General features: G+C 29.0%; 17 protein-coding genes. 12 read left to right on the top strand and 5 right to left on the bottom strand.

Annotated elements, in window-relative coordinates; translation table 11 throughout:
- The first annotated feature begins 7 nt into the window (after positions 1–7).
- Positions 8–2,281: a T9SS type A sorting domain-containing protein gene (locus tag IPH62_14020; protein ID MBK7106392.1), complete on the top strand. Its 2,274-nt coding sequence runs from the start codon at positions 8–10 to the stop codon at positions 2,279–2,281.
- A 133-nt stretch (positions 2,282–2,414) separates the two neighbouring features.
- Here the strand turns inward: IPH62_14020 and IPH62_14025 are convergent, their stop codons facing one another.
- The gene (locus IPH62_14025; protein ID MBK7106393.1) at positions 2,415–4,070 is read right to left on the bottom strand and encodes an acyl-CoA carboxylase subunit beta; all 1,656 of its coding nucleotides are present in this window, start codon (positions 4,068–4,070) and stop codon (positions 2,415–2,417) included.
- A gap of 212 nt (positions 4,071–4,282) precedes the next feature.
- On the opposite strand from IPH62_14025, the gene IPH62_14030 reads away from it, so the two are divergent.
- The 3 genes from IPH62_14030 to IPH62_14040 are packed head-to-tail and all read left to right on the top strand — an operon-like array spanning position 4,283 to position 5,751.
- Complete coding sequence (locus tag IPH62_14030; protein ID MBK7106394.1) at positions 4,283–4,495, top strand: helix-turn-helix transcriptional regulator; 213 nt, start codon at positions 4,283–4,285, stop codon at positions 4,493–4,495.
- Positions 4,488–4,820, top strand: a complete 333-nt coding sequence (locus IPH62_14035; protein MBK7106395.1) for a HipA N-terminal domain-containing protein — start codon at positions 4,488–4,490, stop codon at positions 4,818–4,820. Before IPH62_14030 ends, IPH62_14035 begins: the two co-directional genes overlap by 8 nt.
- Positions 4,813–5,751 carry a HipA domain-containing protein gene (locus IPH62_14040; protein MBK7106396.1) on the top strand — a complete coding sequence of 313 codons (939 nt, stop codon included), beginning with the start codon at positions 4,813–4,815 and terminating at the stop codon, positions 5,749–5,751. The genes IPH62_14035 and IPH62_14040 overlap by 8 nt, the downstream gene beginning before the upstream one ends.
- Before the next feature lie 79 nt (positions 5,752–5,830).
- Here IPH62_14040 and IPH62_14045 read toward each other — a convergent pair whose 3' ends face one another.
- Together IPH62_14045 and smpB are read right to left on the bottom strand one after the other, a co-directional pair.
- Positions 5,831–7,042 carry a tyrosine--tRNA ligase gene (locus IPH62_14045; protein ID MBK7106397.1) on the bottom strand — a complete coding sequence of 404 codons (1,212 nt, stop codon included), beginning with the start codon at positions 7,040–7,042 and terminating at the stop codon, positions 5,831–5,833.
- A 220-nt stretch (positions 7,043–7,262) separates the two neighbouring features.
- Positions 7,263–7,718: an SsrA-binding protein SmpB gene (smpB, locus tag IPH62_14050; GenBank protein MBK7106398.1), complete on the bottom strand. Its 456-nt coding sequence runs from the start codon at positions 7,716–7,718 to the stop codon at positions 7,263–7,265.
- A gap of 93 nt (positions 7,719–7,811) precedes the next feature.
- Between smpB and IPH62_14055 the strand changes: the two genes are divergently transcribed.
- The 4 genes from IPH62_14055 (at position 7,812) to IPH62_14070 (ending at position 13,105) form a co-directional block, all read left to right on the top strand.
- Positions 7,812–9,656 (top strand): cyclomaltodextrinase N-terminal domain-containing protein, encoded by a 1,845-nt coding sequence (locus IPH62_14055; GenBank protein MBK7106399.1) that lies wholly within the window; start codon positions 7,812–7,814, stop codon positions 9,654–9,656.
- Positions 9,657–9,690: 34 nt separating this feature from the next.
- Positions 9,691–11,196 carry an MFS transporter gene (locus tag IPH62_14060; GenBank protein MBK7106400.1) on the top strand — a complete coding sequence of 502 codons (1,506 nt, stop codon included), beginning with the start codon at positions 9,691–9,693 and terminating at the stop codon, positions 11,194–11,196.
- 203 nt (positions 11,197–11,399) lie between these two features.
- A complete protein-coding gene (locus IPH62_14065) occupies positions 11,400–12,455 on the top strand; it encodes a hypothetical protein (GenBank protein ID MBK7106401.1) in 1,056 nt (351 codons plus the stop codon).
- A 233-nt stretch (positions 12,456–12,688) separates the two neighbouring features.
- Positions 12,689–13,105: a DUF2141 domain-containing protein gene (locus tag IPH62_14070; GenBank protein ID MBK7106402.1), complete on the top strand. Its 417-nt coding sequence runs from the start codon at positions 12,689–12,691 to the stop codon at positions 13,103–13,105.
- 12 nt (positions 13,106–13,117) lie between these two features.
- On the opposite strand, the gene IPH62_14075 is transcribed toward IPH62_14070, so the two are convergent.
- Positions 13,118–13,576 (bottom strand): PaaI family thioesterase, encoded by a 459-nt coding sequence (locus IPH62_14075; protein ID MBK7106403.1) that lies wholly within the window; start codon positions 13,574–13,576, stop codon positions 13,118–13,120.
- Positions 13,577–13,680: 104 nt separating this feature from the next.
- Between IPH62_14075 and IPH62_14080 the strand changes: the two genes are divergently transcribed.
- From IPH62_14080 to IPH62_14095, 4 genes are all read left to right on the top strand, one after another.
- Positions 13,681–14,031: a hypothetical protein gene (locus IPH62_14080; protein MBK7106404.1), complete on the top strand. Its 351-nt coding sequence runs from the start codon at positions 13,681–13,683 to the stop codon at positions 14,029–14,031.
- A gap of 46 nt (positions 14,032–14,077) precedes the next feature.
- On the top strand, positions 14,078–14,533 hold the full coding sequence (locus tag IPH62_14085; protein MBK7106405.1) for a hypothetical protein: 456 nt from the start codon (positions 14,078–14,080) through the stop codon (positions 14,531–14,533).
- 1 nt (position 14,534) lies between these two features.
- Positions 14,535–16,748 (top strand): TonB-dependent receptor, encoded by a 2,214-nt coding sequence (locus IPH62_14090; GenBank protein ID MBK7106406.1) that lies wholly within the window; start codon positions 14,535–14,537, stop codon positions 16,746–16,748.
- Positions 16,749–16,810: 62 nt separating this feature from the next.
- Positions 16,811–18,328, top strand: coding sequence for a hypothetical protein (locus tag IPH62_14095; GenBank protein MBK7106407.1), 1,518 nt, complete (start codon positions 16,811–16,813; stop codon positions 18,326–18,328).
- A 7-nt stretch (positions 18,329–18,335) separates the two neighbouring features.
- Here IPH62_14095 and IPH62_14100 read toward each other — a convergent pair whose 3' ends face one another.
- Complete coding sequence (locus IPH62_14100; protein MBK7106408.1) at positions 18,336–20,687, bottom strand: TonB-dependent receptor; 2,352 nt, start codon at positions 20,685–20,687, stop codon at positions 18,336–18,338.
- Between the last annotated feature and the right edge of the window lie 44 nt (positions 20,688–20,731).

Consider the following 20,731-nt stretch of genomic DNA (forward strand, 5'->3'; position numbering starts at 1 on the left):
GGATTCTATGAAAACTTATATTTCTATATTTTCTGCATTTCTATTTTTACACTCAACTTTATACGCGCAAGAACTCAATGGTCCAACTTCTTGGGAAACAATTGGAAATACTTTTTCTCAACCTAATGTTCATTTACAATTGGGAAGAAATTTTTATGATTGGTATGGAAGTGGAGATGTTAATAATGATGAAGTTATTGATAATAATGATTTAATTGCAATTAATAATAGTGTTAAAAATTATCGATCTAATTTAGATTTAAAAGGAGAAGCATCAACAATAGAAGATAAACAAATACTTCAAGAATATCTTTCCGGTTTAAGAAATTATCTTCCAGGTCACTTTAATAGTTTAAACACTTACGAGGAAAAAGTTTATTGGTGGGAAAATGTAGTGAAGAAAATGGACATACGTAAGCATGCTGGTCCTGGGTGGGAGTGTAGAAATTATGTTATTCAAGGGGAAATAGATACTTATGGGCTTTCTAATATAGATCAATTTATTCAAGAACAAAAAGCTTCAGGAGAAATTACTTATGATAAAACAGATAATGCTTTATATAATGGACCTATGCAAGGTTTTTCTACTTATAGTAATGGCGTTCCTCATGCTGTAATGGGTCTTTTAGTTGGAAAACCTGGAGAAAATCCAAATCCGTTGGAATTTGATCATTGGTATTTTGTCGGTTCTGATTTTAGTGATTATAGAAGAATTTATCCTGGAGATCTTTCTATGGATGGAGACCAATATGCTAAGATGTCTAAAGTTGCTTATATAGAACCAGATTATGCTCCTGGGACATATTTTTTTGATGCTGTTTCAAATTTTCTTAATTTTGATATAAAAAATAATATTGGAAGTTTGAAAGATTATGCTAAAGATTGGTTATTACTAGAAGACCCGAGTAATTTCACAATTGATGTAGTTGATCCTATTGATAAAACATTAAATTACCAAGTTAATTTAAATACCACACCAAACGTTACAGGTTACCCAGAGGTAAATGTTTCAAATGGACTTGAAGCAATTTTAACTTATTCAGACGGTTCTAATGTTCCTACAAATACAAATTATCCAAATATTGAATATTATTTTGATAGAACTTGGACTGGTGAAGCCACTTCATCAAGTTTAGTCACAAAAAGAGATTCAGAAGTACAAAGAATTTATGTAAAAGACAATGAATCACCAACCGGAAATGTTCCAATTGATATAAATTTAACAAATGAGCAAGTTGTTTCAAATGGTGGATTATCAACTTCAATAACTGGTGAAATTACAAATGTTAAAGATAATTCTAATCTTCCGGTAAATATTAATGTTGCATATCAGTTAAAAAGTGCAACCGAAGAAGAAAAAATCTATAATTCAATATTTACTTTAACAGATGTATTCGGTAATGTAAAAACATATTCTTCACAAAAAATTACAGTTCTTTATTCTCAAATAAGTATTCAGAGTTTAACAGATTTACTTATTAATGCAGAAAAGAATCAAGATTTAAGTCCGCAAGGTTTAAAAGAAAAAGGATATAATTCAGAACCAAAAGTCACAATCAGTAATTCCACATCAGATTATACTTTAACATATTTTGATAAGGATACAATTTATCATTCTTCATTATTTCCTTGGGCAGATAGAGAATTTACAAGATTATTTATTGCAAAATTAAATTCAGATGGAATTGCTGATACAATGCAACACAAAATAATTGTAAAGGATTTGGAGAATCCGTTTGTAGAAAATTTAGAAGCAATAACAATTACGGATAAAGATTCTCTACATCCAAGTGTTACCGGATATCCAAAAATAACAGACAATGTTGCAGTAGGAGATACTGCAATTAGTTATAATCTTATATCCGAAAATTCAACAGAAAAAAACTTTAAAGCACAAGCCAAAGTTGCTGATGTTTTTGGGAATGATACAACATTTCTATATCAAGATGTAAAAGTTTATATTGTAACAGATATAAATAACAAAGAAACATTACCTCTGGAATTTGCTTTATTCCAGAATTACCCAAATCCGTTTAATCCAACAACTAAAATTAGCTATTCAATTCCCAGTAACGCAAACTTTCAGTCTGCGAACACAAATGTAAGTTTAACAGTTTATGATATTTTAGGAAATAAAATCGAAGCATTAATAAACGAAGCACAAAAATCCGGCTATTACGCAATACAATTTAAAGCAGAAAAACTCTCAAGTGGAATCTATTATTACCAATTAATTACTGATAATTATAATTCAGTTAAAAAAATGTTGATATTCAAATAATTTTGGTAATAATCTGTCGCTCAGGTTTCGAGACTGAACCAATCTTAATAAATTTCCTCAGTCTGAAAAGCTGATTATTTTTTGTTGCAAAGTCATTCAAACTTGTACGTTAAATCTACACATTCTGTTAAATTCACGTCTGAATAACTCCTACATTGAACTTTTCTATTTTCGGATTGTTATTTGCAATTTCTATTGATTTGGAAATATATTCCCGTGTTTTGGCAGGATCAATAATTTCATCTACCCAAAGTCTGGCAGCAGCGTAAAGAGCTGAACTTTTTTCGTTATACGAATTTTGAATTTCATTCAACAATTTTTTTTTGTCTGCTTCAGAAAAAGGTTTACCTTCGTTTTCCATTTGTCGAATTTTAATATCCAACAAAACATTACTGGCTTGAGTTCCGCCCATAACAGAAATTTTAGCATTCGGATAAGCAAAAATAAATCGGGGATCGTACGCTTTTCCGCACATTGCGTAATTACCGGCTCCGTAACTATTCCCCACAATTATTGTAATTTTTGGAACAACGGAATTTGCGACAACATTTACCATTTTTGCACCGTCTTTAATAATTCCGCCATGTTCAGCTTTACTTCCAACCATAAATCCGGTAACATCTTGAAGAAAAAGTAATGGGATTTTTTTCTGATTACAATTCATTATAAATCGCGTAGCTTTATCTGCAGAATCGGAATATATTACTCCGCCAATCTGCATTTCACCATTTTCGGTTTTCACAATTTTTCTTTGATTTGCAACAATACCAACAGCCCATCCATCAATTCTTGCATAAGCCGTGATTATAGTTTTGCCATATCCGGCTTTGTATTCATCAATTTCAGAATTATCAACAATTCTTGAAATCAAATCATACATATCATATTGATCAAGCGGATCTTCCGGCAAAATTCCGTAAATATCTTTTTCATCAAACAGAGGATTTTGTGATTCAATTCTATTGAAATTTGCCTTTGGAGTTTCAGAAAATTTATTTGTAATACTTCTAATTTTTTCTAAACATTCTTTATCATTTTCAACAATATAATCCGTTACTCCGGAAATATTGGATTGAACAATTGCACCGCCCAAATTTTCATTATCAATAACTTCGCCTATTGCAGCTTTAACTAAATGAGAACCGGCAAGAAATACAGAGCCGGTTCCTTTTACTATTAAAGTTTCATCACTCATAATTGGAAGATAAGCTCCGCCGGCAACGCATGGACCCATAATTGCAGCTATTTGTGGAATTCCCATTGATGAAATTTTTGCATTATTTCTAAAAATTCTACCAAAATGTTCTTTATCCGGAAAAATATCTTCTTGCAAGGGAAGAAAAACTCCGGCACTATCAACCAAATAAATTATTGGCAAATTATTTTCAATAGCTATTTCTTGTGCGCGAAGATTTTTTTTTGTGGTAATTGGAAACCAAGCGCCGGCTTTTACTGTAGCATCATTTGCAACAATTAAGAAATTATGATTATTAATTTTACCTATTCCGAAAATTGTTCCACTGCTTGCTGCTCCGCCAAATTCTTTATACATATCGTATGCGCAGAAGGTATTTAATTCGTAAAAATCCGAATCTTTATCAATAAGGAGAGAAATTCTTTCACGCGCAGTTAGTTTTCCTTTTTTATGTTGGCTTTCAATTGACTTTAATCCACCGCCAAGTTCAATTTCTTTACGAATTAAATAAAGTTTTTGATAAAGAGTTTTATAATAATCTTCATGTTTAGAAAAGTGTTTAAGTAAGTCCTTCGGTGAGCCAATTTTTGTCATTACAAATTACCTCAAACTTTTATTTTGAATATATTAAAAAGTAATAATGAAAGAAAATTTGTTGTGAATAAAAGTCTAATTTAATTTTATACCAGAAAGGGTATAAAGATTAAAAATATTTACAAAATATACCCGTCAAGGTATAATATCGAATAAATTACTTGACAATATACCCGATAAGGTATATATTGAAATTCAAAATGTGGAAAGAAATGGAACTAATTAAATTTATAAAGAAAAAAAGAAAAGAACTTGGTTTAAGTCAAATTGATTTAGCGGAAAAATCCGGTGTAGGTTTGAGATTTATTAGAGATATGGAACAGGGAAAACAGACATTAAGATTAGATAAAATAAACCAGGTATTAAAATTATTTGGACATAAAATGGCTCCGATAAAAATGGAAAGGAATTCGTTGGATGAATAGAAAAGGGAAAGTTTTTTATAATGATAAGTTTGCTGGAATTCTAAGTGAAACGGAGGAAGGTTATTCTTTTTCTTATAACATTCAATATTTAGAAAATGAAGAAAATTTTTCTATAAGTTTAACTTTACCAAAAAGTAAAAAAGAATTTATAAGTAAATATATGTTCCCATTTTTTGATGGATTAATTCCCGAAGGTTGGTTATTAAATATCGCAGTTGAGAATTGGAAATTAAATTCAAAGGATAGAATGGGTTTACTGTTAGCAACTTGCATGGATTGTATTGGAGCAGTAAGTATTATCCCTATTGAGGAAAAGCATGAATAGATGTTTATACTGTTACGAAGAATTAAAGGAAGAAGAAAGTTTTCATGAAAAATGCAGCAAAAAATTTTTCGGATTAAAAATTCCACCAAAAATTGAATATTCATTAAAAGATATTTACAAGCTTGGTAAAATTATTGTTGAAAGAAATATTACAATTCCGGGAGTACAAACAAAACTTTCGCTTGATTTAAAAAAGGGAGTAAATAATATCCCAAAATTAACCGTTGTTGGATTATGGGGAAATTACATCCTAAAGCCTCAATCGAATGATTATAAAGAGCTTCCGGAAAATGAAGACCTGACAATGCATTTGGCAAAAATTTTTAAGTTAAATGTTGTTGAACATTCTTTGATAAAATTAAATGATAATAGTTTAGCTTATATTACAAAGAGAATTGACCGAGTAAACGAAAAGAAAATCCATATGGAAGATATGTGTCAATTAACTGAAAGGTTAACAGAAGATAAATATAAAGGATCATTGGAACAAATTGATAAGATTATAAAAAAATATTCTGCGAATCCATTGTTAGATTCTCTTCATTTTTTTGAATCAATTATATTTTCTTTTATAACCGGAAATGCCGATATGCATTTAAAAAATTATTCACTAATTGAAGAAGATCAAATAAAATTTGCTCCATTTTATGATTTACTTTCTACGAGATTAGTCATTTCAGAAAGTATTGATAGTGAGGAATTTGCATTATCAATTTGTGGAAAAAAGAAAAAAATAAGTGAAAAGGATATTCTAAAATTTGGAAATTCTTTAAATTTGAACGAAAAACAAATTGAAAATGTATTTGCAAAGTTTAGGAAAAATTTAAAAAAAGCAATTGATTTTATTGATATTTCATTTTTAAGTGAATCAAAAAAATTAGAATATAAAAAGTTAGTTAAATCAAGATCGGAGCGATTAAATTTGGTTTAGACAAATTGGATTGATTATTCGATTGTTGTACTATTCTTAAATGCTCAATTCTTCGTAAATCGCAATTGCTTAAGTTAATTTATGCAATAATTAATTTTATAAAATTTCGCTTTCCAACTTTTAAAACATTTCCATCTGCAATTTTAATTGGTGTTTTTAGATCGTCAATTTTAATTCCGTCAATTGAAACTCCGCCTTGAGTTACAAGTCTTCTTGCTTCTCCACGCGATGGTGCAAATTCCGCTTTCATAATTAAATCAATAATATCAATTTCACTTATATTCAATTTTAATTCTGGAACATTATCGGGAATTCCTTTATTAATAAAAATTTTATCAAACTCGGCTTCGGCATTTAGTGAAGCTTCTTTTGAATGATACATCTCAACAAATTTGCGAGCTAATGTTCTTTTAATATCTCTCGGATTTGTATTTGAATCGGAAAGTTCATTTTTTATTTCAGCCAATTCATTTGCCGGAATATCTGTTCCAAGTTCAAAATATGCGTAAATTAATTCATCCGGAATTGACAAAGATTTTCCATAAATATCTTTTGGAGAATCATCAATCCCAATATAATTTCCGTAGGATTTGCTCATTTTTTCTTTTCCATCAGTACCGACTAATAACGGCATTGTTAAAATTACTTGAGCTTCAACCCCATATTCTCTTTGAATATCTCTGCCAACAAGAAGATTAAATTTTTGATCAGTTCCGCCAAGTTCAACATCACTTTTAATTGCAACGGAATCCATAGCTTGAGCAAGCGGATAAAGCAGTTCGTGCATGCTAATTGGAATACTTCCATGAAATCGTTTTGTAAAATCATCTCTTTCCAGCATTCGTGCAACTGTATATTTTGATGCTAATTTTATTACATCTTGAAAACTCATTTTTCCAAGCCAATCTGAATTATTAACGATTTTGGTTTTTTCCGGATCGAGAATTTTCTTTGCTTGAAGCCAATAGCTTTTTGCATTTTCTTGTGCTTCTTCAAAAGTTAACGGGGGACGGGTTGCATTTCTTCCGGATGGATCGCCGATCATTGCAGTAAAATCACCAATTATTAAAATTGCTTGATGTCCCAATTTTTGAAATTGTGCAAGTTTTCTCAAAACTACAGAATGACCCAAATGCAAATCTGGTCGAGTTGGATCGCATCCCAATTTTATATTTAATGGTTTATTTTCACTTTTAGATTTTTCAAGTTTTTTAACTAATTCTTCTTCGGGAATAATTTCTGAAGTTCCGCGTTTAATAATTTCTAATTGTTCTTTTACTGGTAAAAACATTTTATCTCTTTTTTATTTTCAAATTTATTTGATGTTGTCATATCGAAGGAATGTTTTTTATAACTGAGATATCTTTCATTTACTAAAGATTTCTCGTCCACAAAAATCGTTGATTCGAAATGACATCCTTTATTTTGTCATTCCGGACTTGATCCGGAATCTACGAATTAATTTGATGTTGAATTATTTGTTAGCCAACGAACAGTTTGACAAAATTTAATCACAATTTTATTTTTCTTTCAGCCTCGCGCTGCAAATCTTTTTTAGCAATTGCTTCACGTTTATCATAAGATTTTTTACCTTTTGCAACTGCTAACTCAACTTTCACTTTTCCTTTTTTGAAATATAAACTTAAGGGAATTAAAGTATTTCCTTTTTCCATTATTTGTCGGTCTAATTTTCTAATTTCTTTCGAATTTAAAAGAAGTTTCCTATCTCTATTTGGAATGTGATTAAATCTATTTCCTTGTGTATATTCGTTAATGTGTGCGCCAATTAACCAAACTTCGCCGTTAGAATCAATTTTCGCATAACTATCTACTAAATTTGCTTTATGTTCTCTGCAAGATTTAACTTCGGTACCAACTAAAACAATTCCCGCTTCCAAAGTTTGAAGAATTGCATAATCGTGCCGAGCTTTTCTGTTATGCGTAATATTTTTTGATTCTTCTTTCATATCTTTTTTTTAAGAAAAATAAAGTTATTTTTAATGGTTGTTAAATGCAAGGTTTGAAAAGATTATATAAATAATAAAATTGCGTCGGGAATTATGAAATTTAGAAAAATTTATTTTAATCTTATCTTTTTAGCAAATATTTTACTTATCGCACAGCAGCCAAAAATTAATAAAGTAGAACCTCCAAATTGGTGGAGCAATCACACTTTTAATAAAATTCAATTAATGATTTACGGCGAAAATTTATCTCATGCAAATTTAACATCGTTAGATGAAATGATTAAAATTTCTTCCATTCCGCATAAGAATGAAAATTATTTATTTGCGGAAATAGAAATTCAAAATTCTGCACAACCAAAGATTTATAATTTTTTAATCTCCAATAAATTTGGAGTTGATACTTTACAATATCAGCTTTTAGAAAAAAATAATTCCGAAAATATTCATCAAGGATTTTCAACAGAAGATGTAGTTTATTTGATTTTCCCGGATAGATTTGTAAACGGAGATTCTTCAAATGATTTTCTTTTCAATGAAAAAGAAGAGTTCGAATTTAAAGATTTGAATGGAAGACACGGAGGTGATATTCAAGGAATAATTAATAAGTTGGATTATCTTCAAGATTTGGGAATTACTGCAATTTGGAGCACTCCGCTTGTTGAAAATAATATGTACATGAGTTATCACGGTTATGCGGCAACTGATTTCTACAGAATTGATCCCCGATTTGGAAGTAATGCACTTTACAAAAATTTGGTTGATGAAGCTCATAAAAGAGGAATTAAAATAATCTTAGATCACGTTGCAAATCATATCGGAAGCAATCATGAATGGATTTCGAAACCTCCAACTCCCACATGGATAAACGGAACTACGCAAAATCATTTACCGGCAGAGCATGATAAAGTTGTTTATGTTGATATTCATGCAGATAAACGAAATATTGAATTTGCAAATAAAGGATGGTTTGTTAATACTATGCCGGATTTGAATCAAACTGATTCTTTGCTTGCAAAATATATTATTCAAAATACAATTTGGTGGATTGAATTTTCCGGACTTGATGGAATTCGTGAAGATACTTATCCTTATTCTGATCCGGAATTTATGTCAATTTGGGCTAAAGAAATTTTAACACATTATCCAAAACTTAATATTGTTGGTGAAGTCTGGAAAGGCGATCCGGCAGTTTTAGCAAAGTTTCAAACCAATAATTATTTCCCAAATGAATTTGATACAAATCTTCCGGTAGTTACAGATTTTGCAATTCGTGATGCACTTTATGATTATTTGGATGGAAAATCCGGGTTGCTGAAAATTTATGAAACTTTCGGGCAAGATTTCGTTTATTCAAATCCCGATAATCTTCTTACATTTTTTGATAATCATGATACAGATCGCGGAATGTTTGCCGCAAAATGGAATTTGGAAAAATTCAAAAAAGCTCTAACAATTGTTTTAACAACACGCGGAATTCCGCAAATATTTTATGGAACGGAAATTGGATTAGATGGCGGCGGACATCATGGAAAAATTAGAGCAGAATTTCCCGGAGGTTTTCCAAAAGATTCATTAAATACTTTTGAGGAAGATGGAAGAAATTCCAACCAAAATGAAATTTTTAATTTCACTAAAAAACTTTTAAATCTCAGAAAAAATAATGAAGTATTAATAAAAGGGAAGTTTATACAATATTTTCCGAAAGATAATGTTTATGTGTATAAAAAGGTTTTAGATAATATTGAAATACTTATATTTTTAAATGATGGAAATCAAGAATATCAAATTGATTTATCAAGATATTTATCAACCAATAATTTTGAAAATATTGAAACAAAAAATTTGCTAAATGAAAATTTACCCGAAATAAAATTTGATGAAAAATTTATATTACCAAATAATTCAATATCCATTTGGGAATTTAAACACAAAAATTAGGAAACATTTCCGCTAAAATTATGTTGAGGATTAAATGTTAGAAATCCAGAAAAAATTAACAAACACATTTTATAGTATTTTAGCTTTGCCCGCTACAGCTGTTGGCTTTGCACTATCAACACAAATCGCCGCATTGAGTTGGATACTAAATAAAAAATATGGTTTGAATATTCATGAAGTTGCGTTTGTTTGGCTTGCCGGACCACTTGCCGGTATTTTTGGACAAGTTATTGTTGGAATGATCAGTGACAATGTTTGGTTTCTAAAAGGAAGACGAAGACCATTTATAATGATTGGCGGAATTGTCGGATCATTAATGTTTTTGGCTTTACCTCAAATTGGTGTAATCTCCAAAGCTACGGGAATTACAAGCATAATTTTTATTGCATCAATTATTGCGTTACTTCTTGATTTATCCGTAAACGTAACATTCAATCCAGCAAGATCTATAATTGCAGATTTAACTCCGGAAGGGAAAAAACGAACTTCCGGATATGTTTGGATGCAAGTAATTTCGGGTACTTTCGGCGTGTTGGCATATTTTCTATCAATGGTTTACGGAAATGAAACTTTACTATTGATTGCCGCAATTTTTGTTTTTGCTTGTTCAATATTTCCAATTTTGTTGATTGAAGAACCAAGAGAATTACCCGGATTAGTTGAGACAAATAAAGATTCTCATTCAGTTTTGGATATTGTTAAATCAATTTTTCCATTATACGGATTTTTAGTTTTTGGTGTATTCAGTTTAATATTTCATTTCTATCAAACAGAATTACGATTTATGCATAATCCTTTGTTGATTCTTAGTTTGGTTTACACAGTTATTATTGGTGCTTGGATAATCATAAAGGGAAAAAGTGCAGAATCAGATAAAAATGAATTTCAAAAAATTATGCTTGCTCACACATTTACGTGGATTGCTTTTCAAAGTATGTTTGTGATGTCCGGATTTTTTATTGATAAACAAATAATTCCAAATATTGATCTTACAAATGTTTTTGCAAATAAATTTGCAGAATTTTTAACCGGTGTTATGCAGACAAAAGATACAACAACCGGCAATATTGTTTCGCTGGGATTTTTAATATTGAATGCAGTTGGTGCAATATTCCCAATGATTTTATCGGCAATTTCCAAAAAAATTGGAAGAGTTAGAACTTACACAATTGCTTTAGCTTTTAGTGCAATAGGATATTTCTATATTGCATTTTTAGGAAAATATGAAGGCAATTTTTATTTGGGTATGTTTTTAACCGGAATCGGTTGGTCGGCTGTAATTTCAATTGTTTTTTCAATTGTGACCGAAAGAATAAACCAAAATAAAATGGGTTTGTTTATGGGAATTTTCAATCTTGCAGTTGTACTTCCACAAATGATGAGCCAAGGTGTTGCAAACATTATTTCCGAAACGCAGAATTATCAATTGCTTTATATTCTTTGCGGAGTTTTTATAGTTTTCTCAGTTGTATTTTGGTTATTTATTAAAGAACCAAGATCAACGGCAGAAATTACTTCACCAATTAAAGGTGGACATTAATTTTTAAAAATTTGGTATTGATATTTATTAAGTATTTCAATTCAATTTAGTAAATCAGAAATTTTGATTTTAGTTAAATAATATTAATTATTTATATTTTTCTAAATAGAGAAAAAGTATTCTAAAATTCTTCTATTAAATAAATTGACACATCATTTATTTTCCTATTAGTTCGATAATACTTTAATATTAACTTAAAAATAATGTACAGATTATTAATATTTATTTTTCTTTTTGCAAACTTCATCATTCCGCAAAACAACAATTCAAATTTTGAATTTTCCGGAATTACTGAATTTTGGAAAATTATTGCTACACTCGAATCAAACAAAGAACCAAGCAATTCTGAATGGAATGATTTATTTAAAACTCCGGGTTATAAAATTTTAACAAGCGGCGAATTTTCTAAACAATTTTTTATAGAAAATTTTAAACTTGTATTTATGCCGTCAAAAAAATCACAGTTAAATGAGGCATTAAAATCCGGAAGAAATTTAAATCATCTTAATCATTACATAAAAGTTAAAGATAACAAAAAATTGATTGATGAACAGCTGACGAAATTAAAACGTAATAATATCAGTAATGAAGCTGTAAAAAAAACTTTGCAATTTTTACCGCAGAGTAATGTTGATCAATATCCACCGGTTTCTTTTGTAATTTTCGAAAGTAATGGAAGGGGATCATCTCCAATTGTAGTTGATCTTGCAGCTTCAATGGAATGGGATTTATTGAATTTTCTTTCACACGAATTTCATCATTGGTACAGAAATAGACAATTGCAATATGATATTTACAAAATTGATGAAAACGATGAAGACTTAATAAATGCTTTAGCAAAAATTGAAGCGGAAGGAATTGCAGATATGGTTGATAAAAAAGAGTGGTTCACAAAATCAAGTAATGCAATTTCAAGTTATGCAAGACAATATATTGATGATGTTGGAAAAACTCCTTACATTATTAAAAAAATAGACGCATTACTTTTGGAATTAAGCAAGAGTAAAATTAATTCTAAACAAATTGGAAAACGAGTTTTACAAAGTTTGCCGCAACAAGGACACACAACCGGATATTTTATGGCAAGTTTGATTTTAGAAAAAATTGGGAAAAATGAATTAGTTAAATGTGTTGGAAATCCTTTTGGATTTATAAAACTTTATAATCTTGCAGCAATAAAAAGTAATGGAAGATATCCTTCTTTTTCGGATGAAGCAATTAAAGTTATAAATGGATTAGAAGAAAAATTGAAGAAATAAAAACTTTACAATAATTACATCACATTTAATTTTGCATTTTTGTTTTAAATTTTATTTGAAACTCTCGTTAAAATTAATTTCCCAATTTACTTTTTCACTTTTTTCAAATTTTACATGAACTCGAACAATATTATCATCCATAAATTTGAGTGAGTTGTCTTCAAATTTGATAGTGAATTGAAATGTGAAATTTTAGTAATTTATTAATGCAAAAAAATATTAGACAATTCAGAATGAAAAAATTTTATTTTATATTCTTTCTATTTTGCAGTTCACTGTTATTTTCTCAAAAAAGTGTGGTTAAAGTAAAAGTAATTAATTTAGAAAATCGAATCGGGAATATTTCAATCGGATTATTCAATAATCCGGATGGATTTCCCAAAAAGGAATCTGGAAAATTTGGTGTAAATATTCCAATTAAAAAATCTTTTGTTGAGCACACTTTTTCAAATTTGGAAAAAGGTAACTATGCTTTGGCAATTTATCATGATGAAAACTCAAATGAAAAATTAGATAGAAGTATTTTCGGATGGCCTACAGAAGATTATGTTTTTTCAAATTATGCGGAAGGGAATTTTGGTCCGCCAAGTTTTAACGATGCAAGTTTTGAACTTAAAGACTCTTTAGAAATAGTTCTGGAGTTTAAATAAATTTTACACTTTCTATTTAACTTTCCAATCATCTGGAACTTGAACAACAATTACTTCTCCTTTTGCACAAATTTCATTATTTGCAAAAAGTATCGTTTCTACAATAACTTTTCTTCCTTTTATTTCTTTGATTTTTCCACGAAGTTCCAAAATACAATCAATTGGTGTTGGTTTTAAATAATCAACTTTTAATGAAGCGGTTACGCATCTTGGATAATTGTCTCTTTCTTCGTTCTGATTTTTATATAATGCAGCCGATCCGCTTCCGGTTGAGTGACAATCAATCAAGGAAGCAATTAATCCGCCGTAAACAAATCCGGGAAGTGAAGTATGCTCAGGTTTAGGAGAAAAACGACTTACAGTTTCTTCACCATCCCAAAAAGTTTTTAGATGGTGACCAAATTCATTTTTTGTTCCGCAGCCGAAACAATAACTGAAATCTTCCGAATAATAATCTTGAAAAGCTTTCATATTTTTCCTTTCTGAATCTTTCTAAGAAAATAATTATCTAATTAGAGCAATTATAATAAATATAACTGCATTGTTTTATTTATCAAAAACAATTAAATTTTAATATGATATTTACTCCATTTAAAATAAAAGAAAAATCTGAAGTTTTATTTTTAGCGATTTTTACATCCTTTCTTATATTATCATTTAGTCATACTCATAATTTCAATTTTTCCTTAAATGCTCTAGCAACAATTCAAACAGAAAACACAAATTCTGATAAAGATCTGTTTTTAGATTCTTCGCTTAATTGTACAATTCAAAGTTTCAATAATTCAATTGAATTTCAAAATATTATTCAGCCCATTGAAAATATTTATTCATTTCCAACATTGTCAATTTTTGAATATCAATCATTTCATTACAATTCATTTTTACTAATAACAAATCAGTTAAGAGCGCCTCCTATATTATAAATTAGCCACTTTTAAATAACTAATTTATTTTGATAAAGGAGAAAACATGAAAAATCATTTTTTCAAAAGTGTATTTATTTTTTCACTTTTTACTTTTTTAATTTCTTGCCAAGATGATCCAGTCTCAAACCAAGAAGAACATTTTGAAGCAATAGGAACAGTAATTTATGATGCAACCGGAGCGACTGTTGTATCAATTTTAAGAGGCGTTACTGATGATACTTTAAAAATTTCTAACGGAGAATTATCAGATCATTTTTCTGTAAAATTTTATGATGAAAATGAAAATATAATCAATCCCCCGAGCGATGAAAATGTAAAACTTGGTTACGAAATTTCTGATACAACTACCGCAAACTGGTGGCAGCATGAAGGTGAGGAAGGTGGATATGAATTTCATTTTAATGGATTAAAGTCCGGTGTTACAACATTTGAATTATTTATTGTGCACGAAGGACATAATGATTATAGATCGGGACTCATTCCATTGGTTGTAAAATAAAATGAGTAAAATAAATAAGATTTTATTTTTGCTGATATTTTTTTTGTTTTTACAAAATTCAATTTTTAGTAAAAATTCAAATATCCAAATAATTGTTTTGGATTCTGAGAATAATAAAATTATTCCAAACGCAGTTGTAAAAATAATTGAGCTTAATAATTCATATACTTGCAGCAATGAAGGCGAACTTAGAATCCAAAATATTGAATATGGAATTTATACTTTTGCAATTCATCATATCAGTTATGAAGAAAATGTTTCAAGTATTACAATTGACGATAATGTAAATAAAAAAATAGTTTTCTATCTTATTCCAAAAACAATTCAGCTTGATCCGGTTGTTATTTCTGATTATAAATCATACTCAACTTTTGATGATTTAGCGGAACTTTCAAGTGTTCTTAAAGGCAAAAACCTTGAAAAACAATTAGGGCTTACACTTGCTGCAACTTTGAAAAATGAAGCTGGTCTCTCAATGCGTTCAATGGGACCAGCTCCTTCTCGACCTGTTATTCGTGGTTTAGGTTCAAACAGAGTTGTAATTAGTGAAGATGGAATTAAAACAGTTGATTTATCCGCAACATCTCCAGATCATGCGGTTACAATTGATCCATTTTCAATTGAGCGAATTGAAGTTTTACGCGGACCAAAAGTTCTTACTCAAACATCAACCACAATTGGAGGAATTGTTAACACAATCAGAAATGAAATTCCAAAAGTGCAGCATGATGATTTAATAGGATCTATTGGAACTTACGCAGAAAGTGTAAATATGGGATATTTGGGTTCAGCTATGTTTGAATTTCCAATTTCTAATTTTGCTTTTCGCACTGAAATAAGTAAAAGAAAAACTGATGATTTAAATACGCCTTCGGGAATTTTAAAAAATTCCGATTCGGAAAATTTAAATTTAAGTCTTGCCGGAAGTTACTTCCCCAAATTTGGTGTTGTAGGAATTTCATTTAGAAATTTTGAATTGGATTACGGAGTTCCCGGCGGATTTGTTGGTGCTCATCCCAAAGGAGTTGAGATAGAAATAAATAAAAATCAATTTAATATTGTAAATGATATAAAAATTGAAAATGAAAAATTTGAAAATATTGAAATTGCTTTAAGCAGAGTTTATTATCGCCATAAAGAATTTGAATCAAACGGAGCAATCGGATCAGAATTTGCAATCACAAACTACATCGGAAAATTTGATTTGAATCATAACAAAATTGGAATTTTTAGAAATGGAATATTTGGAATTAATGCCGAGTATGAAGATTTTAATATTGGCGGATATGTGTTTACGCCGCCATCAACACACATAAATTTTGCAACATATTTATTTGAAAATATTGATTTTGAAAAGTTTAAATTTGAAGTTAGCGGAAGATATAATTTTGATCAAATTACTCCTAAAAAAGAAAACCCGGATTCAAAAATCGGAAATATTAAAAAACGAACTTTTAATACTTTTTCGTTATCAGCATCAGTTTTATATGAATTATCAAACATTGTTTACGTTGGAACAAATTTAAGCAAATCTTCCAGAACTCCAACAATTGAAGAATTATTTTCGCAAGGTCCGCATTTAGCCGCTTATTCTTATGAAGTTGGAAATCCGGATTTGAAAGATGAAAGTGGATTTGGGACGGAAGTTTTTATTTATCACAATTTTGAAAATTTATATTTCAACTTAACTTTTTTTAGAAATGATTTATCAAATTATATTATTCCGAGAAATACCGGCGAAATAAATTATGCAACATTTTTACAAATTTATCAAACCAGCGGAGTTGAAGCAATTTTACAAGGATTTGAAAATAGAATTGATTGGAATATTTGCAATTGTTTGAAAATTTCGAATACGGTTAGTTACACAGAAGGGAAGTTTAAAACGAACGGATATTTACCGCAAATTCCGCCGCTAAAAGGTTTGCTGGAAATTATGTACAAAAGTGATTATCTGAATTTTGGAATTACAAACGAATGGGCTTTGGCGCAGAAAAATGTTGATGAATTTGAAGAGCCAACTTACGGTTATTTTATTAACAATTTATTTGTTCAATATTCTTTTACAATGAATAAGTTTATCAGCAATATTTCGTTTAATTTGGAGAATATTTTTAATAAAGAATATAGAAATCATCTTTCAAGAGTAAAATCAATTCTGCCGGAAGCCGGAAGAAATTTTAGGCTTTCCAATAAATTGTATTTTCATTTGTGATTTTTATCATTTTAACTATATTAAAAATACGATAAATTATCTTAATAAAAATTTATTAAGTAATGAATAAAGCTATAATACTGATATTATTTATATCAGCTGAATATTTTTCACAGAATTCATATGAATCTGATAATTTTAAAATAATTTCACCAATTGATAATCAAGTATTTTCTTCTGAGAAACGTGAAAGTATTTTGTGGTTTAGCTCTAAAACTAGTCTGCTAGAAATTGAGTATTCTGAAAATTTGATTAAATGGACATTAATATTTAAGGAAATTAATTCAGATATTGGCTACATAGGGTGGAAAGTTCCAAATTATTTATCTCAAAAATCAATTTCATTAAGAATTAAAGATTCTCAAACAGGTAAAATATTAGGTATTAGAAATAATATTTTTATTCAAAATAACTTAAAATCAATTAAGTTTCAAAAATCTGTATTAAATAGTAAAAAATTAAAGATATTACCACTTGGTAATTCAATTACTTTTGATAAAAGATCAAGACAAACAGATTTCAGAATTCCGGAAGATAGAACGGGTTATAGATTACCATTATATAATCTTTTAATTAATAGTGGTATTAAATTTGATTTTATCGGAAGTGAACATGCAGGAAGTAATTTCTTACCAATTGGTTTTGAAGAAAATTCTGGATTTCCAGGGATTCGGGATTCACAGTTAACAAATTTACTCCAAACTGGAATTCTAAATATGAATCAGTATGGAATTTATGATACTTTGACAGTTGGTCCATATTTAGAAACTTATTTACCTGATATAATTTTATTACACATTGGTACAAATGGTAACGAACAATTAGATGGAATATTTTCAGATGATGAAGAAGAAATTCTCGATGAAATTGCAAGAGTTGAAAATAAACTTGCAAAACCTATCAATGTAATTTTTTCGAGAATTATTGATCGTTCTCCAAATAAAAATTTTGTTAATACATTTAATAATAATGTTGAAAATATGATATTGGATAGATTTTATAATCCATTAAATGATGCATATCCCGACCTAGTACATTTAGTTGATATGGAAGATAGTGCAAAAATTATTTATAATATAGATATCATGGGAACAATAGGGAATGGAAAAAATGGAGATATGAATGATGAACTTCATCCAAATGATAAAGGATATTCTAAAATGGCAAAAGTTTGGTTTGATGGAATTATTAATATTTTGCCTAAACTAAGCGTAAAAGTTTTTCTTGAAGGAGCTTATTCCGGATTATCAAATATGCAAAGTAATAATAATTTTTTTGCTACAATTCCTCATGATCAACCTTTTAATCAATTCCCATGGTATTTTGAAGGCACTGAACATGTAGAACAAATTCCAGAAAATGTAATTGATTGGGTTTTAATTTCATTACGTTCAGATGAAACAAAATCATCAACCAAAGCACAGCGTGCCGGATTCATTAAAGAAAATGGAACAATTGTAGACGTTGATGGAGAAAGTCCTTTAGCATTTGTTGTAGATGAAGGAAGTTATTATGTTGTTGTTGAACACAGAAATCATTTGCCGATTATGAGTTCTAAAAAAGTTTTAATTCAACCTTAATTAAAACTCAAAATTCAAATCTAATTCCAAATGATGGAATTATTGGCCACAATAAAATTTCTTCGGAACTTGGTTTGCTTAAACCGGGATTATCAAATTCATATCTCTGAACATTTTTAAAATTAAAAACATTGCTAACATCTAAAAATGAATTAAGTCTGAATTTATCAAAAACAAAAATTTTACTAATTCTTAAATCAACTCTTTTGTAAGCCGGTAAATCTGCAGAATGAATTTCTCCGGATTTCCAATCCCAAATTCCGGTTTGCTCATCTTTAACAGCAGTTTTTGGTGTATAAGGAAAACCGCTTCCATAATAAGCTTTTAAACTTAAATTCCAATTATTTCCAAAAGCAAAATTTGTTACAATAGAAATTGTATGAGTTTGATTTGTATATCTCGGATATTCTCCATAATTATCATTTAACTTATTTTCATTTGCTTGCATATATCCGTAACTAAGCCAGCCATAAAAAAAATCATAATTTAAAATTGCATATAAATCTATTCCTTTAGAATTTCCAATTGCATCATTTTTTCTTGAATAAGTTAATCTTTCAAAAACTCCAAATTGCGATGAAATTAAATTGCTGTAATCTTTGTAGTAAGTTTCAAGTTTAAGTTTTAAAAAATAATTATCAGCAAAATTAAATTGCTTTTCTAAACCTAAAATGTAATGAATTGATTTTTGCGATTGCGTATTTGTATCCGATGAAACTGAAGAAGAAAGTTGAGCATAAATCGGTGATTGATAAAAATATCCCCATGCAGCTTTGAGCAAAGTACCGTCTTCAAATTTGTAAGCTGTATTTATTCTTGGCGAAAAAGTTAAATCTTTGTTAATATCAAAATAGTCAATTCTTCCGCCGAAATTTACAGTTAATGAATTTGTTAAACTTAAAATATTTTCCAAATATGCAGCAAATTTATATGAGCTAACATCGATTGGTTTTTCATTTCCATAAGAACCAATTCTTGTTAAAGTATCTTTTATTACGGGATTTGTATTATTGCGATTTCCGATGTAAGTCCAAAAATCATTTGCGTTTTGTAGATAATTAATATTTTGAAAACTGAATCCGTTTTGAATTTCATAAAATGAATTTAACTGATAATTCAATTCTGATTTGAACTCGAGAGTCTTAATTCGCAAACTATCATAAGTTAATCTAATTGTTTGAAGACTGTCATAATCATTATAATTAATTTTTTCAAATCTGTTAAACAATCTATTCTCTTCATCAATCTGATCATAATAAGAAATTTCAAAATTCAGTAAAGTTTTTGAGGACAAAATATTTTTACTTTTTACATCCAACAAAGTGCTGAAATAATTTGCAGTATTAATTTCATTTTCAATTTTGGTTGAATAAATTCTTTCCGGTTTGTAAGAAAAATCATCTCCGGCATGAATAAACTCAAACAGTAATTTATTTTTTAGCGTAAGTGAATATGAAACTACACCTTGCAAATCATAAAATGATGGTTTTACAGATTTAATATCTTCGTAATCAATTAGAGAAAGAACATACTCCATATAACTTTTTCGCACACCAAAAATAAAAGAACTTTTTTCTGAAATTGGTCCTTCGATATATCCGTCTAAAAAAGCTAAACTTAAAGATGCGGCTCCGGAATATTTTTCTTTATTTCCTTCACGATATTCAATATTTAAAACCGAGCTCATTTTATCGCCGTATTTTGCAGAAAATCCTCCGGTAATTATTTCGACTTTTTTCATTAAATCTACGTTAAAAATTCCAACACTTGCGTTTGCGGCTTCTTTAATGTGGTAAGGTTCGTAAACTTGTGTTCCGTTAACTAAAACTAAATTTTCATCTTGATTTCCGCCGCGCACATTAAAATCAGCTTTGAATTCATTATTTACAACAACTCCCGGAAGAGCTTGAACCGATCTTAAAATATCCGGCATTGCAGAAGAAATTTCTCTTATTCTTTCGGATTGCAATGATAAATTACTAAGTTGAGTTAATTCACTTGGATTTGACGAGTTAGAAAAAACAGTAACTTCTTGAAGATTTATACTAATCGGATTAAGGAAAATAAAATTCACTTCGTCACTTTTTAGATTTTCCAATTTTATTGTTGAAGTTTTGTAACCAACGTAGCTGAAAATTAATTCTGCTGATTTTGAATTTATTTTCATAGAAAATTTTCCATCCACATCAGAACTTGTACCCAGTGAAAAATTATTAATTCCAATATTTGCAAAGGGAAGTGGTTCGTTTGTTTGCGAATCAAGAATAATTCCATTTATAAATTTTGTAGAATCATTTGATTGTGCAATTTGAAAACTATTAAAAATTATAAACGCAAATAATCCAATTAAAAATTTCACAAAAATCCTTTTTCTTTTTTGCAATAAGCAGAAAATATGACTTA

It is taken from the genome of Ignavibacteriota bacterium (genome assembly GCA_016708125.1).
GTDB lineage: Bacteria > Bacteroidota > Ignavibacteria > Ignavibacteriales > Melioribacteraceae.

Coding starts and splice junctions, on each gene's coding strand:
- IPH62_14020 (MBK7106392.1), top strand. CDS start 8: ATGAAAACTTATATTTCTATATTTTCTGCATTTCTATTTTTACACTCA.
- IPH62_14025 (MBK7106393.1), bottom strand. CDS start 4,070: ATGACAAAAATTGGCTCACCGAAGGACTTACTTAAACACTTTTCTAAA.
- IPH62_14030 (MBK7106394.1), top strand. CDS start 4,283: ATGGAACTAATTAAATTTATAAAGAAAAAAAGAAAAGAACTTGGTTTA.
- IPH62_14035 (MBK7106395.1), top strand. CDS start 4,488: ATGAATAGAAAAGGGAAAGTTTTTTATAATGATAAGTTTGCTGGAATT.
- IPH62_14040 (MBK7106396.1), top strand. CDS start 4,813: ATGAATAGATGTTTATACTGTTACGAAGAATTAAAGGAAGAAGAAAGT.
- IPH62_14045 (MBK7106397.1), bottom strand. CDS start 7,042: ATGTTTTTACCAGTAAAAGAACAATTAGAAATTATTAAACGCGGAACT.
- smpB (MBK7106398.1), bottom strand. CDS start 7,718: ATGAAAGAAGAATCAAAAAATATTACGCATAACAGAAAAGCTCGGCAC.
- IPH62_14055 (MBK7106399.1), top strand. CDS start 7,812: ATGAAATTTAGAAAAATTTATTTTAATCTTATCTTTTTAGCAAATATT.
- IPH62_14060 (MBK7106400.1), top strand. CDS start 9,691: ATGTTAGAAATCCAGAAAAAATTAACAAACACATTTTATAGTATTTTA.
- IPH62_14065 (MBK7106401.1), top strand. CDS start 11,400: ATGTACAGATTATTAATATTTATTTTTCTTTTTGCAAACTTCATCATT.
- IPH62_14070 (MBK7106402.1), top strand. CDS start 12,689: ATGAAAAAATTTTATTTTATATTCTTTCTATTTTGCAGTTCACTGTTA.
- IPH62_14075 (MBK7106403.1), bottom strand. CDS start 13,576: ATGAAAGCTTTTCAAGATTATTATTCGGAAGATTTCAGTTATTGTTTC.
- IPH62_14080 (MBK7106404.1), top strand. CDS start 13,681: ATGATATTTACTCCATTTAAAATAAAAGAAAAATCTGAAGTTTTATTT.
- IPH62_14085 (MBK7106405.1), top strand. CDS start 14,078: ATGAAAAATCATTTTTTCAAAAGTGTATTTATTTTTTCACTTTTTACT.
- IPH62_14090 (MBK7106406.1), top strand. CDS start 14,535: ATGAGTAAAATAAATAAGATTTTATTTTTGCTGATATTTTTTTTGTTT.
- IPH62_14095 (MBK7106407.1), top strand. CDS start 16,811: ATGAATAAAGCTATAATACTGATATTATTTATATCAGCTGAATATTTT.